This window comes from Bacillus sp. ISL-4 (genome assembly GCF_018613275.1).
Classification (GTDB): Bacteria; Bacillota; Bacilli; order Bacillales; family DSM-1321; genus Peribacillus; species Peribacillus simplex_E.
The window spans coordinates 82,816-97,746 of sequence record NZ_JAGGQN010000013.1; the positions used below are offsets into that span (position 1 = coordinate 82,816).

Consider the following 14,931-nt stretch of genomic DNA (forward strand, 5'->3'; position numbering starts at 1 on the left):
AAAGGGTTAATCTTTAAAAATCCTGTTATCATACACTTTTTCATTCTCGTGGAATTCATCATTTAATGGTGAAACAGGCAAAATCCGATTAACATTGAAACTCCCATTTGTTAATCAAAAAAAGCACCCCATAAAAAACTTGGATGCTTTTGTTGACCTTTTTTCCAGACCAAAAAAGGCTGCCTAAAAGCTTGAGCCTTTAGACAGCCTTATATTATTTATGCTGAATGATGGTAACTTTCCCTTTATTCACCCTGTTCATGATAAACCGGATAACAATCGGTTTGAGGAGATTCCGGGTTGGCGGAAACACAAGGATCAATCCCATGATATCCGAGATGAGCCCAGGGGACAGCAACAGTGCAGCTCCGATAAAGATACAGATTCCATCAATGATTTCATTTCCTGGCATCATTCCGTAACGAATCTGTTCCTGTGCCTTTTTCCACGTTTCCATCCCTTGCCGTTTAGCCAAATAGGCTCCGATCAAGCCTGTGGCTACAATCAGGAACAGCGTTGGCCAAAAACCAATCAGGTTGCCTGACAGCAAAAGGACAATAATTTCAACGACCGGCATCGCAATGATAAACATTAAAAAATATTTCATCTACATTCCTCCTGCACAGCCCATTTCTGGTGCGGTACATCCATCTTACCTCATCGGCACGGAATCAGCCAAAATTTCGTTTTACAAAACGTTGGCATGTCCATCGTAAATGACTCCGCGACCTGCATCAACTGTTATTCTTTGACCATCCTTGAAAACCTTGGTCGCGTCCTCCGCCCCAACGATGACCGGTATGCCCAATGTAACTCCTACAACAGCTGCATGGCTTGTCAAACCGCCTTCTTCCGTAATCAATGCCGCACACTTTTCAATCGCCGGCATCATTTCACGGTCCGAACCGATCGTAACCAATACAGAGCCTTCCGTCACTTTTTCCAAAGCTTCCTTGGCATTCTTAGCTATAACCACTTCACCTTTCGCAGATTTCCTGCCGATTCCTTGAGCCTTCAAAAGAACCTCTCCTAACACATGAATTTTCATCAAGTTAGTCGTACCTGTTTCACCTACAGGCACACCGGCTGTAATGACAACTAAATCCCCATGGGAAACTAAGCCAGAATGCAAGCTTTCATCTATTGCGGTTTGAAGCATTTCATCTGTAGTCGTCGCTTTTGGACCAATCTGCGGATAGACTCCCCAAACCAATGCAAGCCGTCTTGAAACGTGATCATTGGATGTAACAGCAATAATCGGTGCTTTAGGGCGGTATTTGGAAATCATCCTTGCCGTATGACCGCTTTCTGTAGGGGTGATGATTGCCCCGGCATTAAGATTAAGCGCGGTGTGGGCAACGGATTGACCAATAGCATCAGTGACATTATGGCGGTTCACTTTGCTTCTGACTGATAATATATCCCGATAATCAAGGGCTGTTTCAGCACGTGAAGCAATGTTATGCATCGTTTGCACCGCTTCGACAGGATAGGTCCCAGCAGCTGTTTCGCCAGAAAGCATGATTGCATCGGTTCCATCAAATATGGCATTGGCCACGTCACTTGCTTCTGCACGGGTCGGCCTTGGATTACGCTGCATCGAATCGAGCATTTGTGTAGCCGTTATGACTGGTTTCCCAGCATTATTACATTTTTTGATCAATTGCTTTTGGACTAATGGCACTTCTTCTGCGGGAATTTCCACTCCCAAGTCTCCACGTGCTACCATCAAGCCATCTGAAACTTCCAAGATTTCATCAAGACGGTCTACGCCCTCTTGATTTTCGATCTTAGGGATGATTTGAATATGTTCCGCTCCATTTTGCTGCAATAATTCACTTATTTCAAGCACATCGGAAGCCCTGCGTACAAATGAGGCAGCAATGAAGTCGATACCCTGTTCGATTCCAAAAAGGATATCCTGTTCATCTTTCTCCGTTATGCCAGGCAGGTTAACCGAAACTCCAGGAACATTCACGCCTTTTTTGTTCTTAAGTGTACCGCTATTCAAGATCTTGGTATGGATTTCTTTTCTTACCTGATCTATCTTCAACACTTCAAGCCCAATCAATCCATCATCCAAAAGGATTTTAGATCCTGGGTGGACATCATGCAGAAGCCCTTCATAGGTAATGGAGAATTTTTCAGGTGTTCCCAGGACTTCATTCATGGAAATAATGATTTCATTGCCTGCAACAAGCTCCATGGAATCATTTTCCATATTATTTGTCCGTATTTCAGGTCCTTTTGTATCCAACAGTATGGCAACCTGTTTACCCGCTTTTTCGCTCGCTTCTCTAATATTGCGTATTCTAGCGGCATGTTCTTCATGATTTCCATGAGAAAAGTTAAGCCGTGCTACATTCATCCCCGCCTCTATTAATTGAACCAGCTTTTCTATACTTTCACTTGCGGGGCCAATCGTACAAACAATCTTGGTTTTACGCATGTTGTCATCCTCCTTTAAGGAAAACTGCCGCCTGTCCACCTTTTGAAGACAGGGGCGCAGTGTTTTATGTCTTCTTTAAATTCCTATCGATCAATAATGATTAAATGGATAGCTCAGCAGATAATTCATACATTTTCTTATCAATTGTATGCGGTTTAGCAAGAGCTTCGATGATATCATAATCAACTAGTTGATTTTGTTCTATCCCGACAGCCCTGCCTCCTTTTCCTTCAAGAAGCAGTTCAACGGCTTTTGCTCCAAGCCGGCTTGCTAATACACGGTCATTTGCCGAAGGAGATCCTCCGCGCTGGACATGGCCCAGGACCGTTACACGGGTTTCAAACCCTGCCTTTTCCTCAATTTTCCTGGAGATATCAACGGCACTTCCAACACCTTCAGCTACAATGATGATACTATGCTTTTTCCCACGGTCATGTCCGCGGTTCAGCTTTCCAATCAGATCTTCTATATCATATTCATATTCAGGACAAAGAATCGTTTCAGCTCCGCCAGCCAATCCAGCCCAAAGCGCAATATCGCCGGCATCTCTTCCCATCACTTCAACCACATAAGTCCTTTCATGAGAAGTGGCCGTATCCCGAATTTTATCGATAGCATCGATGACTGTATTAAGGGCCGTATCAAAACCAATCGTGAAGTCCGTACCCGGTATGTCATTATCAATCGTTCCAGGAACTCCGATACAAGGGAAGCCCCTTTCCGTTAAAGCTTTCGCTCCGCGGTATGAACCATCGCCACCAATGATGACAATGCCCTCGATACCAAGTTTATTCAATTGTTCAATCGCTTTCAGCTGGCCTTCCTCCGTCTTAAATTCCGGACAGCGAGCCGTATGTAACATCGTGCCGCCTCGATGAATGATATCCCCGACCGACCCAAGTTCAAGCTTCTTTACATTTCCATTTATCAATCCCTGATAGCCATGATAAATACCGAAGACCTCAATTTCATGAAAAATTGCTTTCCGGACAACCGCTCGGACTGCCGCATTCATGCCAGGAGAATCTCCTCCACTTGTCAATACACCTATTCTTTTCATAAATGTCACCTCTCTACAGCACTAATCAATTTTTTTTAGCCTCGTTATATCATTGTACCCTTTTTCAAGCTTCAATAAGCAGTAACTGTTTCACTTATGCTCACTTGATGTTATAAGCCTAACCGATTCTCATCAGAAATTGAAGTAAAATGGCGCAAAAGTTTACATTCTACACACAAACCATATTCTTTACACGTTTCTGTAATGAATACATATGTGCCCATGAAAGGATGAAAAAACGTGTTGCCCAAGGCAGCACGTTTTCCCTTTTGTAAATGTGTTTATGAATGCTGTTCAACTTCCTTAGGTTCGCCCTCAGGTTGTTTTGCAAATTCATATTCACCGATTTTCTTGAATTTCATATAACGCTGGTTGATAAGATCATCACTATTCAATGGCAGAAGTTCATTGAATGAACGTTTCAGGATATCCTTGATGGCTTCTGCCTGTGAATTTGAATCCCGATGGGCGCCGCCCCTCACTTCAGGAATGATCTCATCGATGACTCCTAAGCGGTTTAAATCGGGAGCCGTGATTTTCATCGATTCCGCAGCCCTCTTAGCCTGAGAGGCATCCTTCCACAGCAAGGCTGCAGCCCCTTCAGGGGAAATTACCGAATATGTTGAGTTCTCAAGCATGAAAATTCGGTCCCCGACGCCAAGTGCCAATGCACCGCCGCTTCCGCCTTCACCGATGACAATACTGATGACAGGCACCTTCAGCCCCGCCATTTCGAAAAGGTTTTTCGCAATGGCTTCACTTTGCCCGCGCTCTTCAGCAGCTTTACCAGGGAAAGCTCCCTTCGTATCAATGAAACAAATAATCGGACGGTTGAATTTTTCCGCCTGTTTCATCAGACGTAAAGCTTTTCGATAGCCTTCAGGATGTGGCATGCCAAAGTTACGACGGATGTTTTCCTTCGTATCCTTACCTCGCTGATGACCGATGACAGTCACGGCAAGTCCATCAAATTCTGCGATTCCAGCGACAATCGCTTCATCATCCCCATAATAACGATCACCATGAAACTCGATGAAGTCATTGAATAATAGCGGAATGTAATCAAGCGTCGTCGGACGGGCTGGATGCCGGGCAATCTGAACGCGATCCCACGGTTTAAGATGGTTATAAATATCCACTTCCAGCTTCTCTAGACGCTTTTCCAATGTTTCGATTTCAGCTGTTAAGTCTACATCAGCGTCCTTCGAAATGTCTTTTAGCTCTTTAATCTTATTTCTAAGGTCCGTAATGGGACGCTCGAACTCTAATTCGTAAATCATAACCATTCACCGCCCGGGGCATGGATTTTAAGGATCGTCGTCAAGGTTTCCTTCATTTCCGTACGTTTGACGACCGCATCCAATTGGCCGTGCTTCATCAAGAATTCAGACGTTTGGAAATCTTCAGGAAGCTCTTCATGAATCGTCTGTTCAATGATTCTTCGTCCCGCAAAACCAATAAGGGCTCCAGGTTCGGCTAGATTAATATCGCCAAGTGACGCGAAACTTGCCGAAACCCCGCCTGTGGTAGGATGGGTCATCATTGATATGATCAGTCCGCCTTCATTGCTGAATATCTTGAGTGCCGCACTTGTCTTCGCCATCTGCATCAAGCTTAAAACACCCTCCTGCATCCGAGCGCCGCCTGAAGCCGTAAATATGATGAACGGGATCTTCATTTCACCTGCACGTTCAATGGCACGGGTAATTTTTTCCCCAACAACGGATCCCATGCTTCCCATCCGGAAATTCGAATCCATGATGGCCGTTGAAACTTGGTACCCATTGATGCTTCCCACTCCTGTGACAACCGCCTCATTAATCTTGGCTTTCTTTCTATCTTTTTCCAATTTTTCTAGGTAATCCGGAAAGTCAAGCGGGTTAACTGAAATCATTTCTTTATCAAATTCATTAAAAGTGCCTGCGTCGAATAAAAATTCGATGCGCTCATGGGAAGACATCGGATGATGGTACCCGCAATGCAGACAGACTTTCTTGTTTTTCACCAATTCTTTTGTATACATGATTTTTTTACAGCCGGTGCACTTTGTCATGATTCCTTCCGGTACATCTTGTTTCTCACGATCAAAAGGAACCGTTGCATATTTCTTCTTAGACTTCGCAAATAGCTCTTTAAGCAAGCTTAATCCTCCCTTTACCACCAATTATCTATTTTATGATACTTGGTACAAACTATATCAGAAATAAAATTAGTATCGTGTAAAAAGGTGTCACTCGTCCTTCGACATATTTCTAATTCTAATAAGATAAGTTTCGATGGCTTTTTCTTCATCACGTTCGAGCAAATATGTAAGAAGTGCTAGATAATCTTCTTTTTTCACATTACCCTGTACCATCTCTGATGTTCTAGCATAGCTGTTGACAATGCGCCAAATTCTTTCCAGCAATCGATTGCGATTCAAAATGGCAATTCTTAAAAAGAAATCATCATCATGAAACTCATCCGCTTTGACCCAGACCATTAATCTTTTAATATCCTCAGCCGTAGCGAAAAAGGCGACGATCCGCAAACAGTCAATTTCAATCAGCCTTTTCGTCTCAGACAAATCTTCTTGTACTTTTTTATCTTGCAAAAAAAAGGTTCCCAGAAGCTCGACTAGCTTATGCTCCTGGAAATCCCTGATAAACGTCCCTTCACCACGCCTTGTTTCTATTAATCCTAATAGTTCTAAGGCACGCAATGCTTCACGGACAGAGGATCGGCCAACATTAAAACGATCCGATAACTCCCGTTCTGATGGGATTTTATCTCCCGGCAGGAGGCTGTCCGCTTCAATCATGGTACGTAGGCTCTCAACGACATCGAGATAAATTTTGGATGAAGAAGTACGACCTGCCAAATTAATTATTCCTCACTTTTTCCAATGATCGCTAATTTCCTTGTTTTTTCTTTAATTTCCTCTGGATCTACATTAATTCTAGCTACTCCCGTTTCCATCGCTGCCTTGGCAACAGCAGCCGCGACGGCAGGTGCTACCCTCTCATCAAATGGAGCAGGGATGACGTAGTCTTCGTTTAACTCATGTTCCTGTATTAAACCGGCAATGGCTTGTACTGCAGCAACCTTCATTTTTTCATTGATATGAGTCGCACGTACATCTAGGGCACCACGGAAAATTCCTGGGAAAGCAAGGACGTTATTGACCTGATTCGGGAAATCCGAACGGCCTGTTCCAACAACTTTAGCACCTGCCGCTTTTGCATCTTCCGGCATGATTTCAGGATCTGGATTAGCCATCGCGAAAATGATCGCATCCCGGTTCATCGAGGAAACCATTTCTTTTGTCAATGCTCCTGCAGCAGAAACACCTATAAATACATCAGCGTTTTGAATGACAGTTTCCAAAGGTCCTGAAACCCTATTTCGATTGGTCACTTTCGCCACTTGTTCTTTTGTATCATTCATACCTGTCGAACGGCCCTCATAAATGGCACCCTTCGTATCACACATGATGATGTCACGAACTCCATAGCTATAAAGCAATTTAATGATGGCAATGCCAGCAGCGCCTGCTCCATTCGCTACCACTTTAATTTCTGACATTGATTTATTCACTAGTCGTAACGCGTTCACAAGACCGGCAACAGTAACAATGGCAGTACCGTGCTGATCATCATGAAAAACAGGAATATTCATTTCTTTCTTGAGTCGTTCTTCAATTTCAAAACAATTTGGTGCGGCTATGTCCTCTAAGTTCACTCCGCCGAAAGTCGGTTCGAGTAATTTAACGGTCTCTACAATTTTGTCCACATCCGTCGTTTTTAAACAGATTGGGAAAGCGTCAACTCCAGCGAAACTTTTAAATAGAACGGCTTTACCTTCCATAACCGGCATGGCAGCTTCCGGACCGATGTTTCCAAGTCCCAATACAGCCGTTCCATCAGAAATAACAGCAACAGTATTCCCCTTCATTGTATAGTCATAAACGGTATCCGGCTTATCGTAAATATCTTTACACGGTTCTGCGACACCAGGAGAATAAGCCAGGCTTAAATCTACTGCATTCCTTACCGGTACTTTCGAAACTGTTTCTAATTTTCCTTGATTCAAGCGGTGCATATGTAAAGCTTCTTCTCTTAATGTCATAGTTTCACTCCTAAACCAAATTGGGTATCCCATATCTTATATGCTGAAATCTAGTGGTCAGACCACAGCGGCCTGTTTTCAATATAACATAACTATTAAAGTTGTAAAACAGTTATTCTTTCTTGTAAACCACATTCCCTTTTCCGACCAAGTCAAATAATGCCTGCATCAGTCTATCTGTAGGATTGACCCAATCCCAATAAGATAGCTGTACATAGCGGTTTTCCCTCTCGTAAAAAAGCATGACCTTCGTTTCACCGCTATGCTGCATTAAAATTTTTTTTATTTTTTGCAGTGTATCCTTCGTTTGCTTGCCAGCCTCGATTTTCAGGAATATCGTTCCGTTTCTTTCCTCTTTCATCTGCTTCACTTTTTCAAGCGGGTATACGTTCTTGATCAGGAGCTGTGTTTTTCCATCCCGCTCTTCCAATGTTCCTTGCAGCATAACGAGTTGTCCGTGATTCAAGTCGGCAGAGTGATTTTTATAAACATTTGGAAAAACGACCGCTTCAATATCCCCCTCTTCATCACTAACGCTCAAGAAAGCCATCACATCGCCCTTTTTTGTCCTTATGGTTTTAACCGACGTAATGTATGCGCCAAGCAAGACTTTTGATTCCTTTTTATTGGTAGCTTCATCTATGGTCAAACAGCCGAAGTGCTGAAAAAGTTCTCTGTAGCTTGTCACCGGATGATTCGATAGATAAAGCCCCAATGCGCTTTTTTCCAATGAGAGTTTGTGCTCGATAGGTATAGGCTCGACCCGGTTGTATTTCGGTTTGAGTGAAAACTCACCATCGGAAAACATATCGAATAGTTCATCATCTGGATTAACCAATTCCGTATGATTGATTGCTACGTCCAAGCTCGCCAACAATGTTGCCCGGTCCTCACCGAATTCATCAAATGCACCTGAATGCACAAGCGCCTCCAACACTTTTCTATTTACGATTTTTCCTGAAACGCGCAAACAGAAATCGAATAAATCAGCGAACTTCTTCTGCCTCCTTGCAGCAAAAATTTCTTTTAGGACCGTACCGCCTATCCCTTTTATGGCTCCAAGGCTATAACGGATCCCTTCCTTTTCCGGTAAAAACGGGTACCCGCTCCGGTTAATCGAGGGAGGCAGAACCATTATCCCTTTCTTTTTGGCTTCACGGATATATTGCGAAATCTTTTCATCATTCCCGACGACCGATGTCAGGAGTGCTGCCATGAAATATTCCGGATAGTGGGTTTTCAAGTAACCCAGCTGATAAGCGATGAAACTATACGCCACCGCATGGCTTCGGTTGAATCCATAGTTAGCGAAGCGGACGATCAAGGAATAAATCTCATCTGCCGTTTTTTCGGAGTATCCTTGTTTCAATGAGCCGTTCACGAAATGCTGCCGCTCTTGATCCAGAACATCCTTCTTCTTCTTCGAAACGGCACGACGGAGCAGGTCAGCCTCCCCTAATGAAAACCCGGCTAAACGGGAGGCGATTTGCATGATTTGTTCTTGATAAACGATGACCCCGTAAGTAGGCTCGAGGATATCCTTCAAATCCTCGTGCAGGTAATCAATCGGAGCCAGTCCATGTTTTCGCTCGATGAACAGCGGTATATTTTCCATCGGACCTGGACGATATAGGGCATTGACCGCGACGATATCCTCGAATCGGTTCGGTTTCAGCTTGATCAAAACCTTTCGGATGCCATCCGATTCAAATTGAAACACTCCGGTTGTTTCGCCTCTCCCTAAAAGGGCTAGCGTCTCGGGGTCATCCATCGGGATATGGGACAAGTCGAGCTTTTTCCCCGTTCCTTTTTTGATGTTATTTAAAATATTATCGATGAGCGTTAAATTGCGGAGTCCAAGAAAATCCATTTTAAGAAGTCCCAGTTCTTCGAGAAGGTCCATTGGATATTGAGTCAGATGGATGCCTTCATGCCCCCCCTGAATCGGAATATGCTCGGTCAGTGCCTGATCGCTGATGACGACGCCGGCGGCATGTGTCGAAGCATGGCGAGGCAGACCTTCAAGCAATAAAGCGGTTTGAAAAAGTTTTTGATTCAGGTCACTCTCATTAACGAATTCCCTGAGCCTTTTCGATTCCTTGAAAGCCTCGGGAAGCGTGATGCCCAGGCGGCCTGGAATCATTTTCGATACCGCTTCCTGTTCCTTTGAATTCAAGCCGAAAACACGCCCTGTGTCCCTTAACGCAGCTTTGGCAGCCAATGTTCCGAATGTAATGATTTGTGCTACATGAAGTTCCCCGTACTTCTTTGCGACATAGGCAATCACTTCTTCACGGCGGTTATCCGGAAAGTCAATGTCGATATCCGGCATCGAGACACGTTCCGGATTCAGGAAGCGCTCGAACAGCAAGGAATGTTCGATTGGATCGACATCCGTTATCGACAGCACATAAGCGACCATCGATCCGGCGGCCGACCCCCTTCCAGGACCTGTCAGGATTTGATGGTCCTTAGCGAATTTCATGAAATCCCAAACAATCAAAAAGTAATCGCTGAATTTCATCTTGGTGATGATATCCAATTCATATCGCAGGCGTTCTTCATAATGAATGGATGGCTCGGGCAATCTTTTCTTCAGCCCTTGGAAACAGATGGCTTCGAGCATTTCCTCTGCTGTGACTCCATCTTCAGTAGGGTACTTAGGAAGCAGTGAACGGTGAAATGGAATCTCCAGATTGCATTGCGCGGCAATATGCAGTGTATTTTCGAGTGCATCCGGTCTGTCATGAAATAGTTCTGCCATCTGGGCCCGGCTTTTCAAATAAAATTGACCGGATTCAAGAACCGTATGCGTCTCATCCGCCAGCTTGTCGCCATTTCCAATTGCCAATAGGACTTCTTGAGCGAGTGCATCGCTTTCGTTCAAATAATAGACTGGATTCGTCGCGACAATCTTTATCTCTAAATCTCTCGCCAACTGACTTATAGCTTCGTTGCCTTTTTCCTCATTCGCGATCGAAAGTCTCTGTATGGATACATAAAAGTTATCATGACCAAAAATTTGCAGAAATCGCCCCGCTGCCTGTTTGGCCTCCTCAGGATTTTCTTCTCTCAATAGCGTTTCTATTTGCCCCTCCGCACCCGGTGTGATTGCTATCAAGCCCCGGGAATAGGCTTTAAGCCAATTCATTGGAATGCCTGACGGGGATTTCGTTTTTATGGCACTGCTTATTTTAAGCAGGTTTTGATATCCTTGTAGACTTTTTGCCAATAAAAGAAGTCCATGTGGCGAATCCCGTTCATCAAGGATATCTGCAAGTATGCCGATGATCGGCTTTATCCCCTGTCTCTTGCATTCTTTATAAAAATAGACCGAACCGTACATAACATTTCGATCGGTTAAGGCAAGACTTGTACAGCCATCCGCTTTCGCTTTGGCCACAAGTTCAGTGATCTTCACCGTACTTGTCAGCAGGCTGTATCCGCTCTGAATATGGAGATGAGTATACACGTTTTTTCTCCCACCTTTGTAAGGCATGTTTCTTTTCATTATAGTGTTTATTTCAAAAAAAGAAAATATGTTCTCATTACCAATGCAATTTAACTTACTGATTTCCGACGACTATCATATTACCTCTGAACTTCCCATATAAATGGAATAGAAGAATATCAAGAAAAAAAGGATGATGATATATGAATGAAGCCTTTGTTCCAGCCTTCATCAACAGCTTTTTCATATCGCTTGGCGTATTGCTTGGCGGCTCGATAATCGGGGGCCTCGCCGCTTTTTTTACTGGACAAGCCCCGATGACGACTGTATTCCGGCTTTCGGACAGCCTTCGTATTTGGGCGATTGTCGCTGCAATCGGGGGAACTTTTGATATGGTTTATAATTTCGAACGCGGTATTTTCCACGGGGAAACGAAGGATATAGTCAAGCAGGTCCTATTGATTCTATCTGCACTTGGCGGAGCACAGACAGGAGCACTGATCATAAACTGGTTCACGCAGGAGCATATTTCATCATGAGGATTCCTCCCTATCACCGGTCTCCCACCTGGCAGCGTTTCTTTGCCGGAGCTGCACTTGGCGGATTGATCAGTTGGGTGCTTTTCTTTTATATGCATGGTGTCCAGCAGGAGAAGCAGATCCGGACCCTTCACGAACAAAGTGAAGTGATTCAGGATTTAAACGGGAAAATCGCAATTTGGGAGCAGGATTATAAAAAATTGAACCAGAAAAACGAGGAGATATTGACGATTCAGGAAGTGGAAGTAACCATTACGAATGAAAAATACAGTCTGGATCGGCTGAGTATTGCAGAAGCCGAGGATGTGATCGAGGACGACCTTTCCTCTCTTCTTGCCAAAGATGTCGCCAGTGTCTATGACGGAAAGCTGCTTTTGAAAAAATCCATCGAAAATAAGATCGTTACCATCAATAAAAAACGCTATCGACTTGAAGTCGTCGAGATCATGTTTTATACGAAAATGAATATTGAAATCAAACTAAAAAGGACTACTTCTTAATAATATCCACTAAATTTAAAGACCAAATCATATGCGATTTGGTCTTTAAGTTTTTTCATTCCGATTTATTCAACTCTTCCATGTCAGCAAGGATGTTATCCACTACATCCCAAGAATGAATCGAAGCCCCTGCTGCAAGCGGGTGGCCTCCTCCGTTATATTTACGGGCAATCGTATTGATGATCGGTCCTTTAGAACGGAAACGGACTCTGATTTCTTTATCCTCTTCAATGAAAAAGACCCATGACTTAACATTTTTAATCGAACCTAGCGAGGAAACGAGCTGAGATGCCTCAGATGTAGAAGCCTGGAATTGTTCAAGTATATCTTTTGTGATGATCATTTTCCCTGTGCCATATGGAAGGATTTCAAAATGCTGCAGCACATAGCCATTCAACCGGACTATGCTTTCCTCGACGTCATACATCCCCTGATATAACTGCGGGCGGGAGAACGAATAGTTAATCAATTCACTGGCATAGGCAAATGTCTTTTCAGTCGTATTCTGGAATAGGAAACGACCTGTATCGCCAACAATGCCTGCATATATAAGACGTGCCGCTTCATCACTCATCTTCAAGCCCTGTTCTTTACCGAACTGGTAAAATTCATAAATCATTTCACTTGCTGAACTTGCCGATGTATCGACCCAACGCATATCCCCATATGGATCTTCATTAGGATGATGATCGATCTTAATCAGTTTATCACCCGTCGTGTACCTTGCATCACAAATCCGGTCCGTATTTGCGGTATCACAAACGATGACCAGAGCACCTTGATATGTTTCATCAGAAATCACATCGAGCCTTCTTAAGTAATTCAAAGACGGTTCTTCTTTCCCGACCGTAAAAATTCGCTTTTCTGGGAAAGATGCTTTCAGGATTTCCGCCAATCCCCCCTGTGAACCATAAGCGTCCGGATCTGGACGGACATGACGATGGAGAATGATAGTATCATAACGCTTTATATCTGCTAATATTTCAGCTTTCATTTAGATCTCCCCTTAACATATGTATTATCGAGCCTTATAAAGATGATATATTTTATTTAATCAAAAAATTGGGGAAATAGGAAGACTCATCTTGTTTACTGTGGCATTCTCTTTCATTTCCCGCTACAATAAAAAGGTACATATGTTAAATTGGGGGAATTTCAACCGATGCCTATTCTTGTCACCTTGATCGTTCTTTCGCTAGGGGTCTATCTGTTTTATAAAATCAAATCGGTCCGAACCAGGTTGCCGATGGAGAAAAAGTGGATTTCTGGGAAGTCTTCCATCGCCCTCGGTGCGTTTGTCGCACTATTCGGAATCAATCAGCTTTTTCTGTTCCACACGACCATCACTTATATCATTGCTGCCGTTTTCATCTTCGTTGGCCTATTCAGTGTTTGGGGCGGCTATAAAATGTATAAGTTTTATTTGCCGCATGCAATCGAAGAAGCTGCAAACCAAAAAGGATAATCGAATTTCGATTATCCTTTTTATTTCTCATGATCGGTCCAGCAATTGGCAAGTCAACATCGCCTTGCCGACAAGTTTGCCTTGGTTAAACACCTCGACATCCACTTTTCCGAATTTACGTCCTACATCAAGCACACGCGGATGGATTTCAAGCGTACTGTCGATCTGGACTGGCTTGATGAAGTAGATCGTCATGTTTTCCACGACCAAGTCACCGCGCTTATAGCTTCGAAGTGCACGGTTTGCTGAGTCGGTGACCAATGTCGTGAACACACCGCTTGAAATGGTCCCAAGGTAATTGGTCATCTGCGGAGTGACGCCATAGTTATACACTTCCTCGCCCTTGCCACGATTCGAAGTCATCACAAGCTGGCTTGTAATCGTATCGTCGATCGTTTCGCCGACCTGTGGCTGCCTTTGACTCATTTGCAGTGCCTTCAGCACATCCTGCCTGCTCACGATTCCCTTTAGGATATGGCTGTCATTCACGACCGGGATTAACTCAATCCCTTCCCAAACCATCATATGTGCAGAAGATGCCACACTCATTTTATCGCCTACGGTCATCGGGTTTTTCGTCATCACCTTATCAATGAGCGTCAGCTCTTCCTGTCCGATGATATCTTTTGATGTGACCATTCCTTGAACCTTCATATTGTCATCGACAACAGGGAAACGGCTATGCCCGGATTCCTGATTCAGTTCATGCCAAGTCTGAACCCGGTCACCCACAGTCAAAAAGGTCGTTTCCTGTACGGGTGTCAAAATATCCTCCACCAGCAAGATTTCCTTTTTGATCAATTGGTCATAGATCGCCCGATTGATCATCGTTGCGACGGTAAACGTATCGTAACTCGTCGAGATGACTGGCATCTCCAATTCATCGGCTAACCTTTTAACGGGCTCCTCCGTATCGAATCCCCCGGTGATCAGCACCGCTGCACCCGCTTTTAACGCGTGCTCGTGGGCCTGTGTACGGTTCCCGACGATCAGCAGGTTTCCTGCCCCTGTATATCTCATCATGGCATCCAGCTTCATCGCCCCGATGACGAATTTATTTAATGTCTTATGAAGTCCCGTTTTCCCACCAAGAACTTGTCCGTCAACAATATTGACTACTTCTGCGAAAGTGAGCTTTTCAATATTCTCTTTTTTCTTTTTCTCAATACGGATCGTGCCTACCCGCTCAATCGAGCTCACGTAGCCCTGGTTCTCCGCCTCTTTAATTGCCCGGTATGCCGTACCTTCACTAACATTCAATGCTTTCGCAATTTGACGGACGGAAATCTTTTCGCCAACAGGGAGCCCATCGATATGTTTTAATATTTGTTCATGCTTTGTAGCCAAGCGCTTCACCCTT

At 44.0% G+C, this 14,931-nt stretch carries 13 protein-coding genes; 3 read left to right on the forward strand and 10 right to left on the reverse strand.

Features of this window, described 5'->3' with window-relative positions; genetic code table 11:
• Positions 1 to 214: 214 nt before the first annotated feature.
• From J7J00_RS12090 to dnaE, 8 genes are all read right to left on the reverse strand, one after another.
• Positions 215 to 607, reverse strand: coding sequence for an FxsA family protein (locus J7J00_RS12090; protein ID WP_098369980.1), 393 nt, complete (start codon positions 605 to 607; stop codon positions 215 to 217).
• A gap of 81 nt (positions 608 to 688) precedes the next feature.
• Positions 689 to 2,449 carry a pyruvate kinase gene (gene pyk, locus J7J00_RS12095; protein WP_214790929.1) on the reverse strand — a complete coding sequence of 587 codons (1,761 nt, stop codon included), beginning with the start codon at positions 2,447 to 2,449 and terminating at the stop codon, positions 689 to 691.
• A 100-nt stretch (positions 2,450 to 2,549) separates the two neighbouring features.
• The gene (pfkA, locus tag J7J00_RS12100) at positions 2,550 to 3,509 is read right to left on the reverse strand and encodes a 6-phosphofructokinase (protein ID WP_214790931.1); all 960 of its coding nucleotides are present in this window, start codon (positions 3,507 to 3,509) and stop codon (positions 2,550 to 2,552) included.
• Between the two features lie 281 nt (positions 3,510 to 3,790).
• Positions 3,791 to 4,789, reverse strand: coding sequence for an acetyl-CoA carboxylase carboxyl transferase subunit alpha (gene accA / locus J7J00_RS12105; protein WP_214790933.1), 999 nt, complete (start codon positions 4,787 to 4,789; stop codon positions 3,791 to 3,793).
• Complete coding sequence (gene accD / locus J7J00_RS12110; RefSeq protein ID WP_214790935.1) at positions 4,786 to 5,649, reverse strand: acetyl-CoA carboxylase, carboxyltransferase subunit beta; 864 nt, start codon at positions 5,647 to 5,649, stop codon at positions 4,786 to 4,788. The genes accA and accD overlap by 4 nt, the downstream gene beginning before the upstream one ends.
• 90 nt (positions 5,650 to 5,739) lie before the next feature.
• On the reverse strand, positions 5,740 to 6,369 hold the full coding sequence (locus J7J00_RS12115; protein ID WP_098369976.1) for a FadR/GntR family transcriptional regulator: 630 nt from the start codon (positions 6,367 to 6,369) through the stop codon (positions 5,740 to 5,742).
• Between the two features lie 5 nt (positions 6,370 to 6,374).
• Positions 6,375 to 7,616, reverse strand: a complete 1,242-nt coding sequence (gene ystJ, locus J7J00_RS12120; protein ID WP_214790937.1) for an NADP-dependent malic enzyme — start codon at positions 7,614 to 7,616, stop codon at positions 6,375 to 6,377.
• 112 nt (positions 7,617 to 7,728) lie between these two features.
• The gene (gene dnaE, locus J7J00_RS12125; protein ID WP_396020537.1) at positions 7,729 to 11,115 is read right to left on the reverse strand and encodes a DNA polymerase III subunit alpha; all 3,387 of its coding nucleotides are present in this window, start codon (positions 11,113 to 11,115) and stop codon (positions 7,729 to 7,731) included.
• A 155-nt stretch (positions 11,116 to 11,270) separates the two neighbouring features.
• Here dnaE and ytrH point away from each other — a divergent pair, with 155 nt between their 5' ends.
• Together ytrH and ytrI are read left to right on the forward strand one after the other, a co-directional pair.
• Positions 11,271 to 11,606 (forward strand): sporulation membrane protein YtrH, encoded by a 336-nt coding sequence (gene ytrH, locus J7J00_RS12130; RefSeq protein WP_098369973.1) that lies wholly within the window; start codon positions 11,271 to 11,273, stop codon positions 11,604 to 11,606.
• Positions 11,603 to 12,106 carry a sporulation membrane protein YtrI gene (gene ytrI / locus J7J00_RS12135; RefSeq protein ID WP_214790941.1) on the forward strand — a complete coding sequence of 168 codons (504 nt, stop codon included), beginning with the start codon at positions 11,603 to 11,605 and terminating at the stop codon, positions 12,104 to 12,106. The genes ytrH and ytrI overlap by 4 nt, the downstream gene beginning before the upstream one ends.
• Positions 12,107 to 12,161: 55 nt before the next feature.
• Here ytrI and J7J00_RS12140 read toward each other — a convergent pair whose 3' ends face one another.
• On the reverse strand, positions 12,162 to 13,100 hold the full coding sequence (locus J7J00_RS12140) for a DHH family phosphoesterase (protein WP_214790944.1): 939 nt from the start codon (positions 13,098 to 13,100) through the stop codon (positions 12,162 to 12,164).
• Between the two features lie 168 nt (positions 13,101 to 13,268).
• On the opposite strand from J7J00_RS12140, the gene J7J00_RS12145 reads away from it, so the two are divergent.
• Positions 13,269 to 13,571: a YtpI family protein gene (locus tag J7J00_RS12145; RefSeq protein WP_214790946.1), complete on the forward strand. Its 303-nt coding sequence runs from the start codon at positions 13,269 to 13,271 to the stop codon at positions 13,569 to 13,571.
• 27 nt (positions 13,572 to 13,598) lie between these two features.
• Here J7J00_RS12145 and J7J00_RS12150 read toward each other — a convergent pair whose 3' ends face one another.
• Positions 13,599 to 14,918 carry a DRTGG domain-containing protein gene (locus J7J00_RS12150; RefSeq protein WP_137018167.1) on the reverse strand — a complete coding sequence of 440 codons (1,320 nt, stop codon included), beginning with the start codon at positions 14,916 to 14,918 and terminating at the stop codon, positions 13,599 to 13,601.
• Between the last annotated feature and the right edge of the window lie 13 nt (positions 14,919 to 14,931).

What these genes read in the sequence shown, in the direction of transcription:
- J7J00_RS12090 (WP_098369980.1), bottom strand. Translation starts at nt 607, where the DNA reads ATGAAATATTTTTTAATGTTTATCATTGCGATGCCGGTCGTTGAAATT.
- pyk (WP_214790929.1), bottom strand. Translation starts at nt 2,449, where the DNA reads ATGCGTAAAACCAAGATTGTTTGTACGATTGGCCCCGCAAGTGAAAGT.
- pfkA (WP_214790931.1), bottom strand. Translation starts at nt 3,509, where the DNA reads ATGAAAAGAATAGGTGTATTGACAAGTGGAGGAGATTCTCCTGGCATG.
- accA (WP_214790933.1), bottom strand. Translation starts at nt 4,789, where the DNA reads ATGATTTACGAATTAGAGTTCGAGCGTCCCATTACGGACCTTAGAAAT.
- ystJ (WP_214790937.1), bottom strand. Translation starts at nt 7,616, where the DNA reads ATGACATTAAGAGAAGAAGCTTTACATATGCACCGCTTGAATCAAGGA.
- dnaE (WP_396020537.1), bottom strand. Translation starts at nt 11,115, where the DNA reads ATGCCTTACAAAGGTGGGAGAAAAAACGTGTATACTCATCTCCATATT.
- ytrH (WP_098369973.1), top strand. Translation starts at nt 11,271, where the DNA reads ATGAATGAAGCCTTTGTTCCAGCCTTCATCAACAGCTTTTTCATATCG.
- ytrI (WP_214790941.1), top strand. Translation starts at nt 11,603, where the DNA reads ATGAGGATTCCTCCCTATCACCGGTCTCCCACCTGGCAGCGTTTCTTT.
- J7J00_RS12140 (WP_214790944.1), bottom strand. Translation starts at nt 13,100, where the DNA reads ATGAAAGCTGAAATATTAGCAGATATAAAGCGTTATGATACTATCATT.
- J7J00_RS12145 (WP_214790946.1), top strand. Translation starts at nt 13,269, where the DNA reads ATGCCTATTCTTGTCACCTTGATCGTTCTTTCGCTAGGGGTCTATCTG.